The sequence below is a fragment of the Pseudomonas sp. MYb193 genome (assembly GCF_002966775.1).
Taxonomy (GTDB): Bacteria; Pseudomonadota; Gammaproteobacteria; order Pseudomonadales; family Pseudomonadaceae; genus Aquipseudomonas; species Aquipseudomonas paracarnis.
On the sequence record NZ_CP023269.1, the window covers coordinates 1,857,112 to 1,876,941 of the forward strand.

Annotated in this window: 18 protein-coding genes; 8 read left to right on the forward strand and 10 right to left on the reverse strand. The window is 60.0% G+C overall.

Going from position 1 to position 19,830, the window contains the following annotated elements:
- Positions 1–357 precede the first annotated feature (357 nt).
- Positions 358–1,545, reverse strand: a complete 1,188-nt coding sequence (locus tag CLM72_RS08745; RefSeq protein WP_105226191.1) for an MFS transporter — start codon at positions 1,543–1,545, stop codon at positions 358–360.
- Between the two features lie 482 nt (positions 1,546–2,027).
- Between CLM72_RS08745 and mqo the strand changes: the two genes are divergently transcribed.
- Positions 2,028–3,674, forward strand: coding sequence for a malate dehydrogenase (quinone) (mqo, locus tag CLM72_RS08750; protein WP_034135222.1), 1,647 nt, complete (start codon positions 2,028–2,030; stop codon positions 3,672–3,674).
- Positions 3,675–3,863: 189 nt separating this feature from the next.
- On the forward strand, positions 3,864–4,193 hold the full coding sequence (locus CLM72_RS08755) for a YXWGXW repeat-containing protein (protein ID WP_069557155.1): 330 nt from the start codon (positions 3,864–3,866) through the stop codon (positions 4,191–4,193).
- A 54-nt stretch (positions 4,194–4,247) separates the two neighbouring features.
- Here CLM72_RS08755 and CLM72_RS08760 read toward each other — a convergent pair whose 3' ends face one another.
- The 4 genes from CLM72_RS08760 to CLM72_RS08775 all read right to left on the reverse strand — a co-directional run bounded on the left by CLM72_RS08760 (position 4,248) and on the right by CLM72_RS08775 (position 7,417).
- Positions 4,248–4,643, reverse strand: coding sequence for a PIN domain-containing protein (locus CLM72_RS08760; protein WP_060764553.1), 396 nt, complete (start codon positions 4,641–4,643; stop codon positions 4,248–4,250).
- Positions 4,640–4,897, reverse strand: coding sequence for an AbrB/MazE/SpoVT family DNA-binding domain-containing protein (locus CLM72_RS08765; protein WP_014717595.1), 258 nt, complete (start codon positions 4,895–4,897; stop codon positions 4,640–4,642). The genes CLM72_RS08760 and CLM72_RS08765 overlap by 4 nt, the downstream gene beginning before the upstream one ends.
- A 173-nt stretch (positions 4,898–5,070) precedes the next feature.
- Positions 5,071–6,444, reverse strand: a complete 1,374-nt coding sequence (gene ppnN, locus CLM72_RS08770) for a nucleotide 5'-monophosphate nucleosidase PpnN (RefSeq protein ID WP_032892811.1) — start codon at positions 6,442–6,444, stop codon at positions 5,071–5,073.
- Positions 6,445–6,592: 148 nt separating this feature from the next.
- A complete protein-coding gene (locus CLM72_RS08775) occupies positions 6,593–7,417 on the reverse strand; it encodes an aspartyl/asparaginyl beta-hydroxylase domain-containing protein (RefSeq protein ID WP_105226192.1) in 825 nt (274 codons plus the stop codon).
- A 276-nt stretch (positions 7,418–7,693) separates the two neighbouring features.
- On the opposite strand from CLM72_RS08775, the gene fabV reads away from it, so the two are divergent.
- The gene (fabV, locus tag CLM72_RS08780; protein WP_032902674.1) at positions 7,694–8,887 is read left to right on the forward strand and encodes an enoyl-ACP reductase FabV; all 1,194 of its coding nucleotides are present in this window, start codon (positions 7,694–7,696) and stop codon (positions 8,885–8,887) included.
- 305 nt (positions 8,888–9,192) lie between these two features.
- On the forward strand, positions 9,193–9,816 hold the full coding sequence (locus CLM72_RS08785) for an HAD family phosphatase (protein ID WP_105226193.1): 624 nt from the start codon (positions 9,193–9,195) through the stop codon (positions 9,814–9,816).
- On the opposite strand, the gene CLM72_RS08790 is transcribed toward CLM72_RS08785, so the two are convergent.
- Positions 9,813–10,718 (reverse strand): LysR family transcriptional regulator, encoded by a 906-nt coding sequence (locus tag CLM72_RS08790; RefSeq protein ID WP_105226194.1) that lies wholly within the window; start codon positions 10,716–10,718, stop codon positions 9,813–9,815. The two genes, CLM72_RS08785 and CLM72_RS08790, sit on opposite strands and share 4 nt — an antisense overlap.
- 102 nt (positions 10,719–10,820) lie before the next feature.
- Between CLM72_RS08790 and CLM72_RS08795 the strand changes: the two genes are divergently transcribed.
- Entirely contained in the window at positions 10,821–11,990 is a 1,170-nt protein-coding gene (locus CLM72_RS08795) for an aspartate aminotransferase family protein (protein WP_105226195.1), read from the forward strand.
- 34 nt (positions 11,991–12,024) lie between these two features.
- Here CLM72_RS08795 and punR read toward each other — a convergent pair whose 3' ends face one another.
- On the reverse strand, positions 12,025–12,939 hold the full coding sequence (gene punR, locus CLM72_RS08800; RefSeq protein WP_073523344.1) for a DNA-binding transcriptional activator PunR: 915 nt from the start codon (positions 12,937–12,939) through the stop codon (positions 12,025–12,027).
- Between the two features lie 122 nt (positions 12,940–13,061).
- Here punR and punC point away from each other — a divergent pair, with 122 nt between their 5' ends.
- Positions 13,062–14,246 (forward strand): purine nucleoside transporter PunC, encoded by a 1,185-nt coding sequence (gene punC, locus CLM72_RS08805; protein WP_105226196.1) that lies wholly within the window; start codon positions 13,062–13,064, stop codon positions 14,244–14,246.
- A gap of 128 nt (positions 14,247–14,374) precedes the next feature.
- Here the strand turns inward: punC and CLM72_RS08810 are convergent, their stop codons facing one another.
- On the reverse strand, positions 14,375–15,208 hold the full coding sequence (locus CLM72_RS08810) for a hypothetical protein (protein ID WP_034126675.1): 834 nt from the start codon (positions 15,206–15,208) through the stop codon (positions 14,375–14,377).
- Positions 15,209–15,365: 157 nt separating this feature from the next.
- Here CLM72_RS08810 and CLM72_RS08815 point away from each other — a divergent pair, with 157 nt between their 5' ends.
- A complete protein-coding gene (locus CLM72_RS08815; protein ID WP_105226197.1) occupies positions 15,366–16,868 on the forward strand; it encodes a nucleobase:cation symporter-2 family protein in 1,503 nt (500 codons plus the stop codon).
- 96 nt (positions 16,869–16,964) lie between these two features.
- Here CLM72_RS08815 and CLM72_RS08820 read toward each other — a convergent pair whose 3' ends face one another.
- Positions 16,965–17,897 carry a proline iminopeptidase-family hydrolase gene (locus tag CLM72_RS08820; protein ID WP_105226198.1) on the reverse strand — a complete coding sequence of 311 codons (933 nt, stop codon included), beginning with the start codon at positions 17,895–17,897 and terminating at the stop codon, positions 16,965–16,967.
- A gap of 94 nt (positions 17,898–17,991) precedes the next feature.
- Entirely contained in the window at positions 17,992–18,756 is a 765-nt protein-coding gene (locus tag CLM72_RS08825; RefSeq protein WP_105226199.1) for a LuxR family transcriptional regulator, read from the reverse strand.
- A 183-nt stretch (positions 18,757–18,939) separates the two neighbouring features.
- On the opposite strand from CLM72_RS08825, the gene CLM72_RS08830 reads away from it, so the two are divergent.
- The gene (locus CLM72_RS08830; protein WP_073523353.1) at positions 18,940–19,827 is read left to right on the forward strand and encodes a proline iminopeptidase-family hydrolase; all 888 of its coding nucleotides are present in this window, start codon (positions 18,940–18,942) and stop codon (positions 19,825–19,827) included.
- The last annotated feature ends 3 nt before the right edge of the window (positions 19,828–19,830 follow it).

The window sequence follows — 19,830 nt, forward strand, 5'->3', positions numbered from 1 at the left end:
GAGTCAGGGATATACGCGTCGGCTGTCAGGGCTTCACGGGAGCAAGCTCCCTCGCCACAGGTGCAGCGTCGCGCCGAAGTTGTGTAGATATTTATGCTGCGATGGCGGTGGGTCAGTTAACTCATCTGTCACTGATACACCGCTATCGCAGGCAAGCCAGCTCCCACATTAGTCATGTATCGCCCACAAAATCAGCGCCCGGCCCAGATCCCTGTGGGAGCGGGCTTGCTCGCGAAGGCGGCATGTCAGTCACTGAATCTATAACTGACCCACTGCTTTCGTAGGCAAGCTCCACACATTGGATATTCGTTGTTTTGAGTAGTGTGTTCGCTTAGCTGATCGCTATTAGGTGAGCCGTTATTGACCGCCTTTCATCCGGCGCGCAATCAGGTAAAGGCCCAGGCCCACCAGCGCTGTAGCTGCACCGATGTAGCCGGTACTGGTCCAACCCAACCCTGCCGTAATCGCCATCCCCCCAAACCACGGTCCCAGCGCATTCGCCAGGTTAAACGCCGCATGGTTGGACGCTGCCGCCAGGCTCGGCGCTTCGTGGGCGATGTCCATCAAGCGAATCTGCAACGGCGCCGCCAATGCGACCATGGTGCCCACCAACCCCATGCTCAGCAGCACGCCCCACAGCGACGAGGCGGCGAAGGGGAAGAACAGCAACACGCCCATCGACCACACCAATATCAAGCCCACCGCCCGAAACTGCAGGCGATCAAACAGCTTGCCACCGGCAATGTTGCCGATGATGCCGCCCACGCCAAAGGCCGCGAGGCCGAAGGGGATCCACTGCGGCGAGACCTTGGTCACTTCGAGCATGGTCGGCGCCAGATAGCTGAATACGCAGAACATCCCGGCAAAGCCAATCGCGCCGATGGACAGGGCCATCCACACCTGGGGTTTGGTGAAGGCGCGCAGTTCTTTGCGTGGGTCGCTGCGTTGTTCGTCGTGGCGGTGGGGCACGAATTGCCAGACCAGGGCGATGGTGAGCAGGGCAATCACGCTGACCAGGGCGAACGCCGAGCGCCAGCCCAGGTGTTGGCCGAGGAAGGTGGCGATGGGGTTGCCGAGCAGCATGGCCAGGGTCAGGCCCATCATCACGCGGGCCACGGCGCCGGCGCGTTTGTCGGTGGGCACCATGCTGGAGGCGACCACGGCGGCGATGCCGAAGTAGGCGCCGTGGGGCAGGCCGCTGATAAAGCGGAAGGCCACCAACGAGCCGAAGGTGGGGGTGAAGGCGGTGGCGAAGTTGCCCAGGGCGTACAGGCCCATCAGCAACAGCAGCATGTGTTTGCGCAGCAGCTTGGCGCCGAGGATGGCCAGCAGTGGGGCGCCGACCATTACGCCGAGGGCGTAGGCGCTGATGGCGTGGCCGACTTGCGGTTCGCTCAGGCCCAGGTTCTGGGCGATGTCGGGCATCAGGCCCATGATGGCGAATTCGCCGGTGCCGATCGCGAAGGCGCCCACGGCCATGGCCGCTTCCATTTTGGCGGCGCTGCGCGCGGGCAGTACCTGCCCGGGTGTTTGCTGGATTGTCATGGGTAACTCTGTGTGGAGGGTGTGCACGAAGGACTGTCGCCGATGCTACGCAAGCCGCGACGAAGGTGTCTAGAACCGCCATTTTCGGCAGAGTTCCACGCCTGTGACCGCAGGTCGCGGCTGCCAGGCTTGACAGGGGCGCATTAAAAGCCGCGATTTAGGCCTGTCAATTGGCCAAACGGCGCATAAACGCTGTTTAGCGTGATATTCTGCGCGCCGTCTTGGGCTAGTCTTTCCCTGGTGCGTACACCCGTATACGTCCCAGCGGTTGGCTGTCGCCCAGGTAGCTGAAGCCAATAATGATAAGAAGTCAGCGCAGAAGGGACATAACAGTGAGGTCGATCCATCGGCCTTGTGTGCCCACCCTGCAGCCTTTATGTGACTGTGCAGACCCCGCGGTACGTTGCCTGACGTAGCGTGAACGAGGGTTACTCATGATCAGGGGCGGTAGGGCGGATGGCGTTTTATCATAGGTGCTACTGATGTTTAAAAAAGTAAACACTGCCCTGCTGGGGCTGGCTTTGTCGATGGGGATCACGTCCGTTCACGCGGAAGAGGCGAAGAAAGTCGATGTGCTGCTGATCGGCGGCGGCATCATGAGTGCAACCCTGGGTGTCTGGCTCAATGAGCTGGAACCGGATTGGTCGATGGAGATGGTCGAGCGCCTCGATGGCGTGGCCGAAGAAAGCTCCAACGGCTGGAACAACGCCGGTACCGGTCACTCGGCCCTGGCTGAGCTGAACTACACCCCGGAAGACAAGAACGGCAACGTTGAGATCCCGAAAGCGGTCGAGATCAACGAAGCGTTCCAGATCTCCCGTCAGTTCTGGTCCTGGCAGGTTCAGCAGGGCGTGTTGAAGAACCCGCGTTCGTTCATCAACTCCACTCCGCACATGAGCTTTGTGTGGGGCGATGACAACATCAAGTTCCTGAAAAAGCGCTACGAAGCCCTGAAAGCCAGCCCTCTGTTCGCTGGCATGCAGTACTCCGAAGACCCGGCGCAAATCGCCAAGTGGGTTCCGTTGATGATGGAAGGGCGTGACCCCAACCAGAAAATCGCGGCCACCTGGAGCCCGATCGGTACCGACGTAAACTTCGGCGAGATCACCCGCCAGTTCGTCGCTCACCTGCAAACTACGCCGAAGTTTGACTTGAAGCTGTCGAGCGAAGTGCAGGACATCACCAAGAACGCCGACGGTTCGTGGCGCGTGAGCTACAAAAACCTCAAAGACGGCACCAAGACTGAAACCGACGCCAAGTTCGTGTTCATTGGCGCGGGCGGCGGTGCCCTGCACTTGCTGCAGAAGTCGGGCATTCCTGAGGGCAAGGAATACGCAGGCTTCCCAGTTGGTGGTTCGTTCCTGGTGACTGAGAACCCGACCATCGCCGAGCAGCACCTGGCCAAGGCCTACGGTAAGGCTTCGGTAGGTTCGCCTCCGATGTCGGTTCCGCACCTGGACACCCGCGTGCTGGATGGCAAGCGCGTGATTCTGTTTGGCCCATTCGCAACCTTCTCGACCAAGTTCCTGAAGGAAGGCTCGTACCTGGACCTGCTGACCAGCACCACCACCCACAACATCTGGCCCATGACCAAAGTCGGTATTCGTGAATACCCACTGGTCGAGTACCTCGCCGGCCAACTGATGCTGTCCGATGACGACCGCTTCAAGGCGCTGCAAGAGTACTTCCCGAACGCCAAGCAATCGGACTGGCGCCTGTGGCAAGCCGGCCAGCGCGTGCAGATCATCAAGCGTGACGAAGAGCAAGGCGGTGTGCTGAAGCTCGGTACCGAAGTGGTCAGCTCTGCCGACAACACCATTGCCGGCCTGTTGGGTGCATCGCCAGGCGCGTCCACCGCGGCTCCGATCATGCTGACCGTGCTGCAAAAGGTGTTCAAGGACAAAGTAGCCAGCCCGGCCTGGCAGGAAAAGCTGCACCAGATCGTGCCAAGCTACGGCACCAAGCTGAACGACAGCCCTGAAGCGGTTGCCAAGGAATGGGCCTACACCGCCGGTATCCTGCAACTGACCCCGCCACCTGCGATCCCGCAGCTGGCTGCTCCACAGGCCACCGAGGCTGCCAAGCCTGCGGCTGAGCCAAGCAAGCCGGTTTCTGACCTGGCGCTGTAAGCCACACCCACGAAAAAGCCCGCTGAACCGGTGACGGTCAGCGGGCTTTTTTGTGGCTACGAGAACAGTTCAGCAATTTGACAGACATATCCTGTTAGAAATAACCCAGGCCCAAGCAGGGCCCGGCTGCAACAAAGGAAGGATTTCTTTCTGATGCAGGTGGGGGGCGTTCGCGCCCGAGGGTTTTGTATGTTGCTACGTTATGCAGCATTGGCCGCCATGGTGGTCGCCGCTTCCGGGTGTGTGCAAGAGCGTGTTGTGCATGAGCGCAGGCCGGTACAACACGAGTACGTTGATGTGGTGGCGCCGCAACCGCCGCCGGTGCAGGTGATCGAAGTAGAGCCTGCGGTGCGCGAAGGTTATATCTGGTCACGCGGTTACTGGCGTTGGGAAGGCGGGCGTTATGTGGCAGTGCATGGCCATTGGGAGCCGGTGCGCCAGGGCTATCGCTACGTGCATCCGCACTGGGTGCAGCGTAGTGATGGCTACCATTGGCAGGTCGGTGGCTGGATACGCTGACCAAACCTCCTCTCTCTTCTGTAGGAGCAAGCTTGCTCCTACAAAAAATACGGGCTAGCCGAGCCGTTTCATCCCCGCTGCCTTGGCCGCGTTCAGATCAAAGGTGGCGGTGTACTCGCAGCCCGCCGCATGGCCGCAGCGTTCAACCAGGCAGTCGGCAAAGTCGGCTTTGCCTGCGGTGAACTTGCGCAATGCCTGCCAGATGATATCGGCGTGCTCGACGGTCAGTTCCCGCGTGTGCAACAAGGTTTCCAACACCATCACCACCTCGCTTTTGGCCGACTGGTAGCAGGACTGCAGCACCCACACCAGCTCCGTAAGCGTCACCAGGCTGACAAAGCCTGGCGAGGCGGCGGTAAGTGATTCGATGAGTTGGGACGCCTTTGCGGATTGGACCGGGTCATCCTGGGTTACATAACGCACCAATACGTTGGTATCCAGGCCGATCATCCAGCGCTTGCTCCCTGGGCCGCGATGGCGCGGTTCATGTCTTCGATAGACACGGCATGGGCAGGCTTGCGGATCAAACCCTTGAGGTCCTTGACGGTTTTGCTGGCGGCAATCATGGAAAACTTGCCGTCTTCCATTTCGACGAATTCCACCCGGTCGCCTGTTTCCAGGCCCAGGGCCGTCCTGACCTGGACAGGGATGGTGATTTGCCCTTTTGAAGTGAGTGTGGCGGTGGCCATAGTGAAGATCTCCATCGTGATATTCCTTACCATAGGGTAAGGAATGACAGAGGACAATATCCGTTGGTCCATAGGTCGCTCGTTGAGGTAGGTGAGTTGGGAATAGTAAAACCCTAGTCCGAACTCTCGAGCCTCACACGCCGGGCCATGCCCCAAACGGATACAAACTATGACTGACCGCCGCGGCCTTATTGCACCACGCGATAGCACGGCACATAGGCCGCGCCGCCTGGCAACTTCATGCGGTGCTGGGCCACGAAGGCCTTCAGCAGCTCATCCAGCGGTTTCATGATGGCCGGGTCGCCGTGAATCTCATACGGGCCGTTTTCTTCGATCAGGCGAATACCCTTGTCTTTGACGTTACCCGCCACGATCCCCGAGAACGCCCGGCGCAGGTTGGCCGCCAGTTCATGGGCCGGCAGCGCGTGGTTGAGTTGCAGGCTGGCCATGTTTTCGTGGGTGGGGTCGAACGGGCGCTGGAAGCCTTCGTCGATCTTCAGCAGCCAGTTGAAGTGGAACGCGTCGTTACGCTCGCGGCGGAATTGCTTCACCGCCTTGAGGCCGGTGGTCATCTGGCGGGCCACTTCAGCCGGGTCGTCGATGATGATCTGGTAATGCTTCTGCGCCGCTTCGCCCAGGGTGGCGCCGACGAACGCGTGCAATTGTTCCAGGTAAGGCGCGGCATGTTTCGGCCCGGTGAGCACCACCGGGAACGGCAGGTCGCGGTTGTCCGGGTGCATGAGAATGCCGAGCAGGTACAGGAATTCCTCTGCCGTGCCGGCGCCGCCGGGGAAGATGATGATGCCGTGGCCCACACGCACGAAGGCTTCCAGGCGCTTTTCGATGTCCGGCAAAATCACCAGCTCGTTGACGATGGGGTTCGGCGCTTCGGCAGCGATGATGCCTGGTTCGGTCAAGCCCAGGTAACGGCCATTGGTGATGCGCTGCTTGGCGTGGGAAATGGTTGCGCCCTTCATCGGGCCTTTCATCACGCCGGGGCCGCAACCGGTGCACACGTCGAGGCTGCGCAGGCCCAGTTCGTGCCCGACTTTCTTGGTGTATTTGTATTCTTCGGTGTTGATCGAATGGCCGCCCCAGCACACCACGATCTTCGGCTCCACACCCGGGCGCAGCGTACGGGCGTTACGCAGCAGGTGGAACACGTAATCGGTGATGCCTTGGGAGTTGCTCAGGTCGATACGCTGGCTATCCAGCTCGTTCTCGGTGTAGACGATGTCGCGAAGGGCGCTGAACAGCATTTCGCGGGTGCTGGCAATCATTTCGCCATCGACGAAGGCATCGGCCGGGGCGTTGAGCAGTTCCAGGCGTACGCCGCGGTCCTGCTGGTGAATCCGCACTTCAAAGTCTTTGTAGGCGTCGAGGATGGTCTTGGCGTTGTCGATATGCGCGCCGGTGTTGAGAATCGCCAGGGCACATTGGCGGAACAGGGTGTAGATGCTGCCGGTACCGGCTTCGCTCAGTTGCTGCACTTCACGCTGGGACAGGGTTTCGAGGCTGCCCTTGGGGCTGACGGAGGCGTTGATGACTTGACGTTGGGGCATTCTGATTCCTTGAAAGCACAGCCACCGCGCCCGTTTGGGGGCGATGGCTTGAGAATGGTGAGCGCCAATTAAGGTCGCACGAGACGGTTATTTACCTCAGGCGCAAGGCCCAGCGCAAATGCCGTCCAACACCATCATGCCGCAGAACTTACTGAATCAGCTTCCAGTTTTTGTAGAAAACCCGACGCAGGGTAAAGACCAGGCCGGCAAACCCTGCGATCACGGCGTTGAGCACCGAGGGCAGCAAGGTCGGGCGCACGATGTCGATGAACAGGCAGTAGCGCTTGGCGTCGTTTTTGTTGAAGGACGCATGCATCAGCGTGTCATCGAAGATAAACAGCGGGTCGTCGTGCCAGTAGTGCTTGTGCTTGCCCACCTGGATGTACACACCTTCATGGTGCGGTGCCGGCGCCATGTTGTAGAGCACACGGAACATCATGCGCAGGGGGCCGAAGTGGAAAGACGTCGAGCGGTTTTCGTTGAACACCGAGACACCGATGGTCTTCACAAATGGCAGTTTTTTGCGCAGCTGCGGGATATCCAGCGTGGTTTCGATCGGGCGACCGTACCACTGGAAGAACAACATGCCGCGTTTCTTCTCGGCCATGCGCTCGTCCAGGTAGCTGATGATTTCATCCTTGCGGGCCATGGCGTCGTCGATCACCTGTTGCAGGTCTTCGCGCCAGGCCGGTGGCAGGTCGTCCATGGTGTAGACATGCCGGTTGCGGCTGCTGAGCAGGTCGAGCAGGGTGTTGAACGGTGCCAGCACCCAGGTATTACGACCGTTGCCGATAAAATACTTCTTGATGGTGTCGTGGTCGTACAGGCCGTTACGCAGGAAGTCATAAACGCCGCAGCACACCACCAACAGCAGAAACACCAGGCAACTGCGCGGGAAACAATAGATCAACAGCAGAACGCCGAGTACCCACGCCAGGGACACCAGCTTCTTGCCGACAGCATTTTTGCTCATGAAACGAGGCTCCAAAGCCGAAACATATTGAAACAATATCGTCATCATAGGGGTTTCTGCCGCCGGCAGGCGTTTTTAAATAGGGTGAAATTGTGAAGCTGCTGCACAATTTGTAACCGTTGCCGTGCAGGCTCCGACGTTTTGTGGATTGAATTTTGAGAACAGAAGATTTGCGACTATCGTGACGCTTCGGTTTTTCAGGCGTCATAGACCGGTACGATTGAAGTTGAATGGCCACTATTGGCCTTCGGCACCTTGGAAGAGGCAGACATTTTTATGATCATCAAACCGCGGGTTCGTGGCTTTATCTGTGTGACCGCTCACCCTGTTGGCTGTGAAGCGAACGTCAAAGAGCAGATCGACTACGTAACCAAAAACGGCGTCATCGAGGGCGGCCCTAAAAAGGTCCTGGTCCTCGGTGCCTCCACCGGCTACGGCCTGGCCGCGCGCATCAGTGCTGCGTTTGGCTGCGGCGCCGACACCTTGGGCGTGTTTTTTGAGAAAGAAGGCGAAGAAGGCAAACTGAGCTCCGCCGGCTGGTACAACAGCGCGGCGTTCGAGAAGTTTGCCGTGGAAAAAGGCCTGTACGCCAAGAGCATCAACGGCGACGCGTTCTCCGACGAGATCAAGCGCCTGACCATCGAGACCATCAAGAAAGACCTGGGCAAGATCGATCTGGTGGTCTACAGCCTGGCCGCCCCACGCCGTACCGACCCGCAAGGCGTGGTGCACAACTCCACTCTCAAGCCAATCGGCAAGGCCGTGACCCTGCGCGGGATCAACACCGACAAGGGCGTGGTGGTCGATACCACGCTTGAGCCTGCGACCCAGGAAGAAATCGACGGTACCGTGAAGGTCATGGGCGGCGAAGACTGGCAGCTGTGGATCGACGCCCTGCGTGACGCCGATGTATTGGCCGAAGGCGCCAAGACCACCGCGTTCACCTACCTCGGTGAGAAGCTGACCCAGGACATCTACTGGAACGGCTCCATCGGCGAAGCCAAGAAAGACCTGGACAAGAAAGTTTTGACCCTGCGCGAAAACCTCGCTGCGCTCAAGGGCGACGCCCGTGTGTCGGTGCTCAAGGCCGTGGTCACCCAGGCCAGCTCGGCGATCCCGATCATGCCGCTGTACCTGTCGCTGCTGTTCAAGGTGATGAAAGAGCAGGGCACCCATGAAGGCTGCATCGAGCAGGTCTACGGCCTGTTCAAGGACAGCCTGTACGGCAGCGAGCCGAAACTCGACGCCGATGGCCGCCTGCGTGCCGACCTGGCCGAGCTGGAGCCGAAGGTCCAGGACGCCGTGGCCGCGCTGTGGAACCAGGTGACCGACGACAACGTCAACGAGATCAGCGATTTTGCCGGTTACAAGGCCGAGTTCCTGCGCTTGTTTGGCTTTGAGGTCGACGGCGTGGATTACGACGCGGATGTGAACCCGACCGTCAAAATCAACGGCCTGATTCAAGCTTAAAACGCGGTCAATAAGGTGGGAACTGGCTTGCCCTGATGCCAGTCAGTTAACGCAAATCCCCTGTGGGAGCGGGCTTGCCCGCGAAGGCGGTGTGTCAGTCGCAGCATCTGAGGCTGTACGACCGCTTTCGCAGGCAAGCCAGCTCCCACATTTGATCTTCGTTGTTTAGAGCATTGCGTTCGCTCAATGAGGCCATGCCTCCTCCCACCTGTCTTTTCAGACACTTCTTACACCTCGGCGGGCGCCTCCCTCTTTCAGATCTGTCAGACTCCAGCAGCTATCAAGCCACGCTAACGGAGGATCTGATGACGATTCGTGCAGTAGTTTTTGATTTCGGCGGTGTCCTGTTCGACTGGAGCCCGCAACACCTGTACCGCAAGCTGATTGCCGACGACGTCGAGCGCCAGTGGTTCCTCGACACCATCTGTACCCAGGACTGGAACACCGAGCAAGATGCCGGTCGCTCCCTGGCTGAAGCCACCCGCACCCTGGTTGCCCAATACCCCGAACACAAGACCCTGATCCAGGCTTATTACGAGCGCTGGCCCGAAATGCTGCGGGCTGAATTACCCGAGGGCGTGGCGATTCTCGAAGCGTTGCATCAGGTTGAGATGCCGCTGTTCGGGCTCACCAACTGGTCATCTGAAACCTTCCCTTACGCCCGGGCCAACTACCCATTTCTGAAGCGTTTTCGCAATATTCTGGTGTCTGGCGAGGTGAAGTTGATCAAGCCTGACCCGGCGATCTACCACGCCAGCCTCAGTCAGGTGCGTGAACACTTGCCAGACATACAGGCCAGTGAAGTGGTGTTTATCGACGACGTCGCCGGCAATATCGAGGCCGCCATCGCGTTGGGCTGGCAGGGCATTCACCACGTATCGGCCGAGCGCACCGCCGCGCGTTTGCGTGAGTTGGGCGTGGCGTTCTAGCGCGTCCATTTCTCCATCACAAAGTCGACGAACGCCCGCAGCTTGGGCAGGCGATAGCGGTCCTGGCGATACATCAGGTGCATGGGGCGGCTGGGCAGTTTATAGGTGGTCAGCAAGGCCACCAGCTTGCCGCTCTCCAGGTCCGGTTGCACCAGGGCATCGGCCAACATGCTGATGCCCATGCCGTTGATGGCGGCCTGGCGCAAGCCTTGGGAGCTGTTGATGGTCAATGAGCCAGACACCGGCACCTCCACTTCACCTTCATTGCCGGTCATGCGCCAGAGTTTATCGGTATCGCGCCAGTTGTCGTTCGCGGGGTAGGCGAATGCCAGGCAGTCATGCTGCTGCAGGTCATCCGGGGTTTGCGGTGTGCCGCGTCTCGCCAGGTAGGCAGGGGAGGCGCAAAGGGTGAGGGTATAGGCCTGCAGAGGCCGGGCGATCAGGCTGGAGCTTTCCAGTTCGCCGAGACGGATCGCCACGTCAAAACCGCTGTCGACCAGGTCCATGCGCTCATTGCTCATCACCACGTACAGGTCGATAAGTGGGTAGCGCTGGGAAAACTCACTCAAGGCCGGCACCAGGCGTTCGGTGCCGAACACCGGGGGCGCGGTGATGCGCAGGCTGCCTTTGGGGGTTTCGCTGTGGACCTGCTCGGCCAGCAGTTCGGAGTCGGCCACCAGCCCCAGCACTTCCAGGCAGCGCTGATAATACTGCCCGCCAAATTCGGTGAGGTTTTGTTTGCGCGTGGTGCGTTTGAGCAAGCTGACGCCAAGCCGTTGTTCCAGCGCTCGCAGATGGTTGCCCACCATGGTGGTCGAAATCCCGCATTCCTGCGCGGCGGCGGTCATGCTGCCGGTCTCGACGACTTTCACGTACACCGACATTGCCTGGAACAGATCCATTATCAAGCCCTGGTTTAAAGTTATTGCATCAATTCTGCGTTTATCCAGCAAGGGTGGTTAACCATACTTGATCCACCCCAACGATGCACTGGAGCCGCCACCATGACCGCCGCCTGCCTGATGAGCACTTATCAACCCCTGGCCCTGAGCTTCACCCGCGGGCTGGGCACGCGCCTGTGGGACCAACAGGGCCGCGAATACCTGGACGCCGTGGCCGGCGTGGCGGTGACCAATGTTGGCCATTCCCACCCCAGGTTAGTGGCCGCCATCAGCGAACAGGCCGGCTTGCTGCTGCACACCTCCAACCTCTACAGCATCGACTGGCAACAACAATTGGCCCGGCGCCTGGCCCAACTGTCCGGGCTGGACCGCGCGTTCTTCAACAATTCCGGCGCCGAGGCCAACGAGACGGCGCTGAAGCTGGCGCGTTTGCATGGCTGGAAAAAAGACATCGAACAGCCGTTGGTGGTCGTGATGGAGAACGCCTTCCACGGCCGCACGCTAGGCACCATGGCCGCCAGCGACGGGCCGTCGGTGCGCCTGGGGTTCCAGCGACTGCCCGGCGATTTCATCAAGATTGGGTTTGGCGACATGGCGGCTCTGGAGGCGGTCACCGCGCAGTTCGGTACACGCATCGCGGCGGTACTGCTTGAACCAATCCAAGGTGAAAGTGGTGTGTTGGTGGCGCCACCAGGCTACCTGAAAGCCATGCGCGATCACTGCACGCGCCACGGCTGGCTGATGATGCTCGACGAAATCCAGACCGGCATCGGGCGCACCGGCACCTGGTTTGCCTTCCAGCACGAAGGCATCGTGCCGGACGTGATGACCCTGGCCAAAGGCCTGGGTAATGGCGTGCCCATCGGCGCTTGTCTGGCCCGCGCCGCTGTCGCCGAACTGTTCACCCCAGGCAGCCATGGCAGCACCTTTGGCGGCAACCCGCTGGCGTGTCGCGTCGGGTGTACGGTGCTGGAGATTATCCAGGAGCAAGGCTTGCTGGAAAACGCCGCACGCCAGGGCGAACACTTGCTGGCGCGTTTACGCATGGAGTTGGAGGAACACCCGCAGGTGCGGGCGATTCGTGGGAAGGGCTTGATGATCGGCATTGAACTGGCCAGCCCTTACCGAGACCTGGCCCAACGGGCGGCTCAGGAGCACGGGCTGTTGATCAACGTCACGCGTGGCAAGATCATTCGCCTGTTGCCGCCGCTGACGCTGGAGCGCAAGGAAGTGGAGATGATCGTACGGGCCATCACCCGCCTACTGGATTGAAATACGATCAGAAAATTTGGGAGCCTGTATGCCTTTAGAGATCACCACCATTCAGCCATTCCTGGTTCATGGTCTCCGTATCGCCCAAGTACTCCAACAACCACGCCATGGCCGGCGACAGTTTGTTCTGCGCCCACGCCACACACGACGGGCTGGCCGGAAATGGCCGGCTCAATTGCAGCGCCACCAACTCCCCGCGCTCGATCCATGGCAACACCTGATGGGCCGGCGCCATCCCTACACACAGGCCATCGCGCAGGCAATCCAGGGCCGACGCCCAGTTGGGCACCACCAGGCGGCGCTGGTTATCCAGGGTCCAGGTGTCGCGCTTGGGCAGGTTGCGGGAGGTGTCGGTCATGCACAGCGAGGCAAAGGGGCGCAGTTGGTCATCACTGAGCAAACCTTCCACCGCCGCCAGTGGGTGCCGGGCGCTGACCACGCACAGCCAGTTCAACAGGCCCATGTCGCGGAAGCTGAAGTGGCTGGCCACCGGCACCGCGCTGGTGGCGCCGATCACGATGTCGGTGCGTTCATCGGCCAACGCATCCCACACGCCGTTGTACACCTCGTATTCGAGCAGCAATTCCACTTCGGGAAACTGCCGATAGAAGTCGAGCACCAACTGCCGGCAGCGCTGGGGTTTGACGATGGAGTCCACGGCCACCTTCAACTGGCCGCTCCAACCATTGGCCACCTGTTGGCACAGGCGCCGTGTGCCGAGCATTTTTTTCATCACGCCGCGGGCTTCGTCGATAAACAGGCGGCCGGCAGGGGTCAGTTCCACGTCGCGATGCCGACGCACAAACAGCGGCACGGCCAACCATTCTTCGAGCTGACGCACGGTGTAGCTGATGGCCGACGGTACACGGTGCAGTTCCTGGGCGGCGGCGCTGAAGCTGCCGTGACGGGCGACGGCGTCGACCACATCCAGGGAATATTCCGACCACATAGGTGCTGCCTTCAAAATTATTGATGAGAATGTCCAATTATTATCGCTTCACACAGATATTGTCAGCTTCATAATGGGCGCCAGTCAGCAAATAGTTTGATGGCAGTATCTACAAGGCTTCGATGAAAAATTCTTTTGGTTTTACCTGGTATCTGGCGGGGCTGAGCATGCTCGGTTATCTCGCCATGGACATGTACTTGCCGGCGTTTGGCGCCATGGGCGAGCAGTTGAACATTGGTGCTGGCGCGGTGGGCGCCAGCTTGAGTATTTTCCTTGCCGGGTTTGCGGTGGGGCAGTTGCTGTGGGGGCCGCTCTCGGACCGCCTGGGGCGCAAGCCCATCCTGCTCGCCGGCCTGAGCCTGTTTGTGCTCGGTTGCCTGGGCATGTTCTGGGTCGAGACAGCGCCGCAACTGCTGGCCCTGCGCTTTATGCAGGCGATTGGGGTGTGTGCCGCCGCCGTCAGTTGGCAGGCCTTGGTGATTGACCGCTACCCGGCCGACAAGGCCCACCGCGTCTTCGCCAGCATCATGCCGTTGATGTCGCTATCGCCGGCCCTGGCTCCGCTGTTGGGCGCCATGGTGCTGAATCACTTTGGCTGGCAAGCGATCTTCGGCGTGTTGCTGGTGGTGTCGTTGTTGCTGTTGTTGCCGACCCTGTTCCTGCGCAATGTGCCCAAGCGTTCGGAGCACAAGGGCAGCCCGGTGCGTCTGGGGTATGGGCAATTACTCACCTCGCGGGTGTTCACCGGCAATGTGATGATCTTCGCCGCCTGTTCGGCCAGCTTCTTCGCTTGGCTGACCGCCTCGCCGTTCATCCTCGGTGGCATGGGCTACAGCCCGAATGACATTGGCCTCAGCTACGTACTGCCGACCCTGGCGTTTCTCGTTGGCGGCTACAGTTGCCGCAGTGCCTTGCAGCGCCTGCCGGGTAAAACCCTGCTGCCGTGGTTGCTGGTCGCCTATTGCTTGAGCATGGTGGCGTTGTACTTGGTGGCTACCTTGAGTGTGCCGACCCTGACCACCTTGTTGATCCCGTTCTGCCTGATGGCGCTGTGCAACGGCGCCAGCTACCCGATTGTGGTGGCGAATGCGCTGATGCCCTTTGCGGAAAATTCCGGCAAAGCGGCGGCCCTGCAAAATACCCTGCAATTGGGCTTGTGCTTCCTGGCCAGCCTGTTGGTGTCGTCGATGATCGAGCAGCCGCTGTTGATCACGGTGATTGTGATGCTGGCGACGGCGCCGCTGGCGGTGTTGGGGTATTGGCTGGCACGGCCGAAGGGCAACTCTTCCGAACTGGCCAACGCCTGAGCTGACAATACGATCAAAATGTAGGAGCTGGCTTGCCTGCGATAGCGGTGTATCAGCGCCAGATGGGCCAACAGACAGGCCGCTATCGCAGGCAAGCCAGCTCCCACATTTGAAGTGAGGTTCTTCAGTCAGAACGTTACTTCCATGTTCAGCGTAGGCGTTGATGTGCGGCTACCACGGCCGCCGTCCACCCCAAACTTGTTATGCCAGTACTCATACCCCACCCCCAGGTACAGGTTCGGCTTCACGCTTTTACCCGGTCGCACCGCCACCATCAGCGCTGTACGCATCAAGGCCTCCGCTGCCGTATCGCGGCCATGGTAGTCCTCGCCTTTCTCCCCGACGTAATTGATAAACCCCTGGAATTTCGCCGCATGGTTGCCCACCTCGAACGGTCGCATCCAGGTCAGGTTGAGCATGTAGGTAGCGTCGAAGGTGTGGTTCGACTCTTGCGCGCCGGGAATGCCGGTGTGGTTCTTTTCCTTGTAGTACATCAGGCTCAGGTCCAGCACGCCGACAGTGTTGAACTTCAACGTGGGGCCAATCACCAGGGCGCGCTTCTTGGCGGAGGCGAAGTTGTTGTTACGGTTGGCGTCGAAGCCCAGGGTCAGCGCGTAATCCTTGATCAGCCCCGTGCCCGGCGGCAAGTCGAACACGCGTGAGGCATATAGCTGATGCCGGTACACGGCGTACACCTCGCTGCCACCGTGGTCGGTGCCCTTGCGCGGGTCGCTGCTGTCGGACAGGAATACGTCGAGGTTGAGGAAATTGCTGCCGTAACGATAGCCGCTGGCGTGGGTAAAACTGTAGATGCGCTTGCTGAAGTCGTCGGGGTTGTTCGGGTTGGTGAAGTGCTGTCCGTAGCGAAACCCGACGCTGTTGTTCATCCACTCCACCGCAACAGCCTCCCCGCCGCCGAGAAGGGTCAATGCGACGGTGGCGCCCTGTAGTGCCTTTTTCATTATTTTTGTCCTTTGGCGTTCTGGCTCGTGACGGCCGGATTGTTTTTGTAACGCCGTTGGAGGGTATCTTGTTCGATTGATTGTATACAACTCTATGGACATACAGTCTGGACATTGCATACAGTGAGCGCACAACAAAAACAGAGAACCCCTCACCATGACTATCCCGAAGGCGTCACCGCAGCGGCCCGAAGATGAAAATCTGGGCGTCGCCGCCAACATGGCTTACGGCCTGCAGCATGTGCTCACCATGTATGGCGGCATCGTCGCCGTGCCGTTGATCGTCGGCCAGGCCGCCGGGTTGTCGCCGGCGGATATCGGCTTGCTGATTGCTGCGTCGCTGTTTGCCGGTGGCCTGGCCACGCTGTTGCAAACCCTGGGCCTGCCGTTCTTCGGCTGTCAGTTGCCGCTGGTGCAGGGCGTGTCGTTCGCGGGTGTGGCGACCATGGTGGCGATTGTCGGCAGCGACGGTGCTGGTGGTGTGCCAGCGATTCTCGGCGCGGTGATGGCCGCGTCCTTTATCGGTTTATTGATTACCCCGGTGTTCTCAAGGATCACCAAGTTTTTTCCACCGCTGGTGACGGGCATTGTGATTACCACCATCGGCCTGACCCTGATGCCCGTAGCGGCGCGCTGGGCCATGGGTGGCAACAGCCGGGCGGCAGATTTTGGCAGCATGTCCAACATCGGCCTGGCCGCGCTGACCCTGGTGCTGGTGCTGCTGCTGAGCAAGATCGGCAGCGCAACCATCTCTCGCTTGTCGATCCTGCTGGCCATGGTGATCGGCACGGTGATCGCGGTGCTGCTCGGCATGGCGGACTTCTCCGGTGTGATGCAGGGGCCGATGTTCGGTTTCCCCACACCCTTTCACTTCGGCATGCCCACCTTCCATGTGGCGGCGATCATTTCCATGTGCATCGTGGTAATGGTGACGCTGGTGGAAACGTCGGCGGATATCCTGGCGGTGGGCGAGATCATCGACACCAAGGTGGACTCCAAGCGCCTGGGCAACGGCTTGCGTGCCGACATGTTGTCGAGCATGTTCGCGCCGATCTTCGGTTCGTTTACCCAGAGCGCGTTCGCCCAGAACGTCGGCCTGGTGGCGGTGACAGGGGTCAAGAGTCGGTTTGTGGTGGCCACTGGCGGGGTGTTCCTGGTGGTGCTCGGCCTGCTGCCATTCATGGGGCGGGTGATCGCGGCCGTGCCCACCTCCGTGTTGGGCGGCGCCGGGATTGTGTTGTTCGGCACAGTGGCGGCCAGTGGGATTCGCACGCTGTCCAAGGTGGATTACCGCAACAACATGAACCTGATCATCGTTGCCACGTCTATCGGCTTCGGCATGATCCCCATCGCCGCGCCGAGCTTCTACGATCAGTTTCCAAGCTGGTTCGCGACCATCTTCCACTCGGGCATCAGCTCGTCGGCAATCATGGCAATATTGCTGAACCTGGCGTTCAACCACTTCACCGCCGGCAACTCGGACCAGCAGTCAGTGTTTGTGGCGGGGACTGAGCGCAGCTTGTGCTTTCGCGACGTGGCCGCGTTGCGCGATGGGGATTACTACCGGGGTGGGAAGTTGTTTGATGCCGAAGGTAAGGAGATTCCGTTGGTGGCCGATGCCCTGAGGAAAACATCCAAGCCTGAGACCAGCGAGGTTTAACGAGCGACCCCGTGTACCCTGTGGGAGCTGGCTTGCCTGCGATAGCGATGGTGATTTCACCGGCGCTATCGCAGGCAAGCCAGCTCCCACAGGGATTCAGCCGGCCTTGAGGGCTTTGTGCGGCAACGAACACGCCTCATCCAGAAACTTCACCACCGTCCCCATGCACGCCTGGCGTTCTTCCACATGGGGCATGTGGCTGGAGTCTTCAAACAGTGCCCAGCGCACATCCGCTATCTCATCCAGGAACGGCTTGACCACCAACGGTGTGGCTTCGTCATGTCGACCGGAAATCACCAGGGTGGGCACCTTGATGGCTGACAGGCGGCCGATCACATTCCAGTCCTTCAAGCTGCCAATCACGTGAAATTCGGTCGGGCCGCTCATGGCGTGGTACACCGTCGGGTCGGCATCCACCTGGGCGAAGGTGCGTGCCACTTCTTCGGGCCACGGGTTGACCCGGCACACATGCTGGTCATAGAAAATCCGTGAGGCCGCCAGGTATTGTGGGTCTTGGTAGGTGCCGGCCTGCTCGTGCTTGAGCAGGGTTTCATGCACGCCTTCAGGCAACAGCTTGCGCAGGCGGTTGGCTTCGCTGACCCAGGTGCGCATGCAGGTGGGGGAGTTGGCAGGGATAAATGCGCGCAGGCCCTTGGGTTGCAAGATCGCGTGTTCGCTGCCCAGCATGCCGCCCCAGGACTGACCGAGGATCGCGTAGTTCTCACTGATTTGCAGGTGGTCCAGCAGGTTGTTCAACTCGTCGAGGAACAGGCCGATGGTCCAGAACGACGGGGCTTTCTCCGGCAAGTGCGTGGAGCGGCCGTTGCCCAATTGGTCGTAGTGGATGACCGCGTGGCCGCTGGCGGCGACGTCCTTGAAGGCGTCGACGTAATCGTGGGTGCAGCCCGGGCCGCCATGGATGATCACCAAGGGCGTGCGGCCTGTGGTCAGGTCGCCCGTGACGCGATACCAGGTCTGATAGGCGCCAAAGGGCGCGTAGCCTTCGCGAACTTTTTCGATGAATTCCATTTCGTACCCTGCTCTGAAAAAAAGGATCAGGGTTACGATAGTCTGAACAAAAAGTTTAGGTAACTAGCAAAACAGATAGGTTTTTGCCGAAAGCTCAACCTTCCAGCAAGCGGTAATGGGTGGCGCGAACCACTGCCTGAACACGGTTTTTGGCGCCCAGTTTGTGCATGGCCGAGGCCAGGTGCAGGGTGACCACCGCCAGGGAGCGGCTCAATTGCGTGGCGATTTCGGCGGCGGTCAGGCCTTCAGCCGCCCATTTCAGGCATTCGCGCTCGCGCTTGGTCAGGCGTATGTGCGGATAAGCCCGCACCTCCTTGCTGAACAGCGGGTACGCCGCTTCCTGGAGGGCATGGGTAATCAGGCTGAAATCGGCCAGCGTATGTTGGGCGTCCTTTAATACCGTGCGCGCCTTGCCGGTGCGCAACCCGGTCAGCGAGGCGAAGCCGCCCCGGGGCAGATGAATCGGCACGCTGACACCGCAGGTCAGCTGACGCTCATGCAGATAAGAAGAAACGGGGGCGTGGCAGGGGTCGATGATCTTTTGCAGGGCCGTCTCAGTCTTGGCCTCATAGGACCAGACAAACGGCGACACTGTGCTCAACGCCAGGTGTTGTACCGGGTCGATCTGGTAAAACCCTTCGCTGCACCATAAGGCGTGCCAATCGGCCGGTGTGTTGCGCAGTTGCAACAGCGAGGGCGTGATCAGTGCGCCGTTGAGGTCGATGGGCACCGGGGTGTAGTCATACACCAGGGCATCGAAGCCCAGTTGTTGGGCAAGGATAAACGTATTGTCCATCTGTTCATCCAGGCTCCTGCCCGGTATGAGGCGATTATTGAAGGCGGTCAGCTTGGCCAGCATCCGTTCTGCTCCCGAATTCATTTGAATCTCGACTTGCTGCAAGTAGAATGCCACGCCCCGGCGAAGGACTGCCAGGCCAAACCTATAAGAAATACTAGGTTATGGACGCACGGCATCCTCGGTAGTGTTGACCTGATAAACGGCCGCTACCCGCCAGGCCGATACAACACAAGGAATGTATGCATGTGGCGTGAAATTGCCCCCGACCAGCAGTACAACGTGCAAGTCGACGGCCATAACCTCGTGGTCTACAGCTTTGGCGAAGGCGATGAGGTGCTGCTGTGTCTCAACGGCGGGCCGGGCCTGCCGTGTGACTATCTGCGCGACGCCCATGGCTGGCTCAAAGCACATAACCTGCGAGTGGTTGCATTCGACCAGCTTGGCACGGGCGCATCAGCCAGACCAACCGATGCCTCACTGTGGGAAATCCGCCGTTATGTCGAAGAAGTCGAGACCGTGCGCCAGGCGCTGGGCCTGGGCCGCGTGCATCTGCTCGGGCATTCCTGGGGCGGTTGGCTAGGGATCGAATATGCCGTGCATTATCCCGGTGCGCTCAAAAGCCTGATCCTGGAAAACACCGTCGGCGACATTCCCCACCTGTCCCAGGAACTGGAGCGTCTGCGCGGCGCCCTAGGCAGCGAAACCGTGGCAATGATGCAACGCCACGAAGCCATGGGCACCCTCGACCACCCGCAGTACCAGGCCGCCATCACCTTGCTCAACTACCGCCACGTGTGCCGGCTCGACGAATGGCCAGAGCCGGTCAAGCGGTCCCTGGGCGACTGGAACATGGGGCCTTACGAAACCATGCAAGGCCCCAACGAGTTCCTCTATATCGGTAACCTCAAGGACTGGAACCGCCTCAAGGAAATGGCCGAGTTCAAGATGCCGATCCTGATCACCACCGGCCAGCATGATGAACTCACCCCCGCCTGTGCGATGCGCATGAAACTTGCGGCCCCCCACGCCGAATTGCATGTGTTCCCCAACAGCAGTCATATGCCTTTTTACGAGGAGCCGCAGGCGTACTTCCCGGTGCTGCTGGACTTTCTCGCTCGCCACCGAGGCTGACGC

Excerpts from the sequence above, each read along its gene's own strand:
- CLM72_RS08745 (WP_105226191.1), bottom strand. The coding sequence starts at position 1,545 with ATGACAATCCAGCAAACACCCGGGCAGGTACTGCCCGCGCGCAGCGCC.
- mqo (WP_034135222.1), top strand. The coding sequence starts at position 2,028 with ATGTTTAAAAAAGTAAACACTGCCCTGCTGGGGCTGGCTTTGTCGATG.
- CLM72_RS08755 (WP_069557155.1), top strand. The coding sequence starts at position 3,864 with ATGTTGCTACGTTATGCAGCATTGGCCGCCATGGTGGTCGCCGCTTCC.
- CLM72_RS08760 (WP_060764553.1), bottom strand. The coding sequence starts at position 4,643 with ATGATCGGCCTGGATACCAACGTATTGGTGCGTTATGTAACCCAGGAT.
- CLM72_RS08765 (WP_014717595.1), bottom strand. The coding sequence starts at position 4,897 with ATGGAGATCTTCACTATGGCCACCGCCACACTCACTTCAAAAGGGCAA.
- ppnN (WP_032892811.1), bottom strand. The coding sequence starts at position 6,444 with ATGCCCCAACGTCAAGTCATCAACGCCTCCGTCAGCCCCAAGGGCAGC.
- CLM72_RS08775 (WP_105226192.1), bottom strand. The coding sequence starts at position 7,417 with ATGAGCAAAAATGCTGTCGGCAAGAAGCTGGTGTCCCTGGCGTGGGTA.
- fabV (WP_032902674.1), top strand. The coding sequence starts at position 7,694 with ATGATCATCAAACCGCGGGTTCGTGGCTTTATCTGTGTGACCGCTCAC.
- CLM72_RS08785 (WP_105226193.1), top strand. The coding sequence starts at position 9,193 with ATGACGATTCGTGCAGTAGTTTTTGATTTCGGCGGTGTCCTGTTCGAC.
- CLM72_RS08790 (WP_105226194.1), bottom strand. The coding sequence starts at position 10,718 with ATGGATCTGTTCCAGGCAATGTCGGTGTACGTGAAAGTCGTCGAGACC.
- CLM72_RS08795 (WP_105226195.1), top strand. The coding sequence starts at position 10,821 with ATGACCGCCGCCTGCCTGATGAGCACTTATCAACCCCTGGCCCTGAGC.
- punR (WP_073523344.1), bottom strand. The coding sequence starts at position 12,939 with ATGTGGTCGGAATATTCCCTGGATGTGGTCGACGCCGTCGCCCGTCAC.
- punC (WP_105226196.1), top strand. The coding sequence starts at position 13,062 with ATGAAAAATTCTTTTGGTTTTACCTGGTATCTGGCGGGGCTGAGCATG.
- CLM72_RS08810 (WP_034126675.1), bottom strand. The coding sequence starts at position 15,208 with ATGAAAAAGGCACTACAGGGCGCCACCGTCGCATTGACCCTTCTCGGC.
- CLM72_RS08815 (WP_105226197.1), top strand. The coding sequence starts at position 15,366 with ATGACTATCCCGAAGGCGTCACCGCAGCGGCCCGAAGATGAAAATCTG.
- CLM72_RS08820 (WP_105226198.1), bottom strand. The coding sequence starts at position 17,897 with ATGGAATTCATCGAAAAAGTTCGCGAAGGCTACGCGCCCTTTGGCGCC.
- CLM72_RS08825 (WP_105226199.1), bottom strand. The coding sequence starts at position 18,756 with ATGCTGGCCAAGCTGACCGCCTTCAATAATCGCCTCATACCGGGCAGG.
- CLM72_RS08830 (WP_073523353.1), top strand. The coding sequence starts at position 18,940 with ATGTGGCGTGAAATTGCCCCCGACCAGCAGTACAACGTGCAAGTCGAC.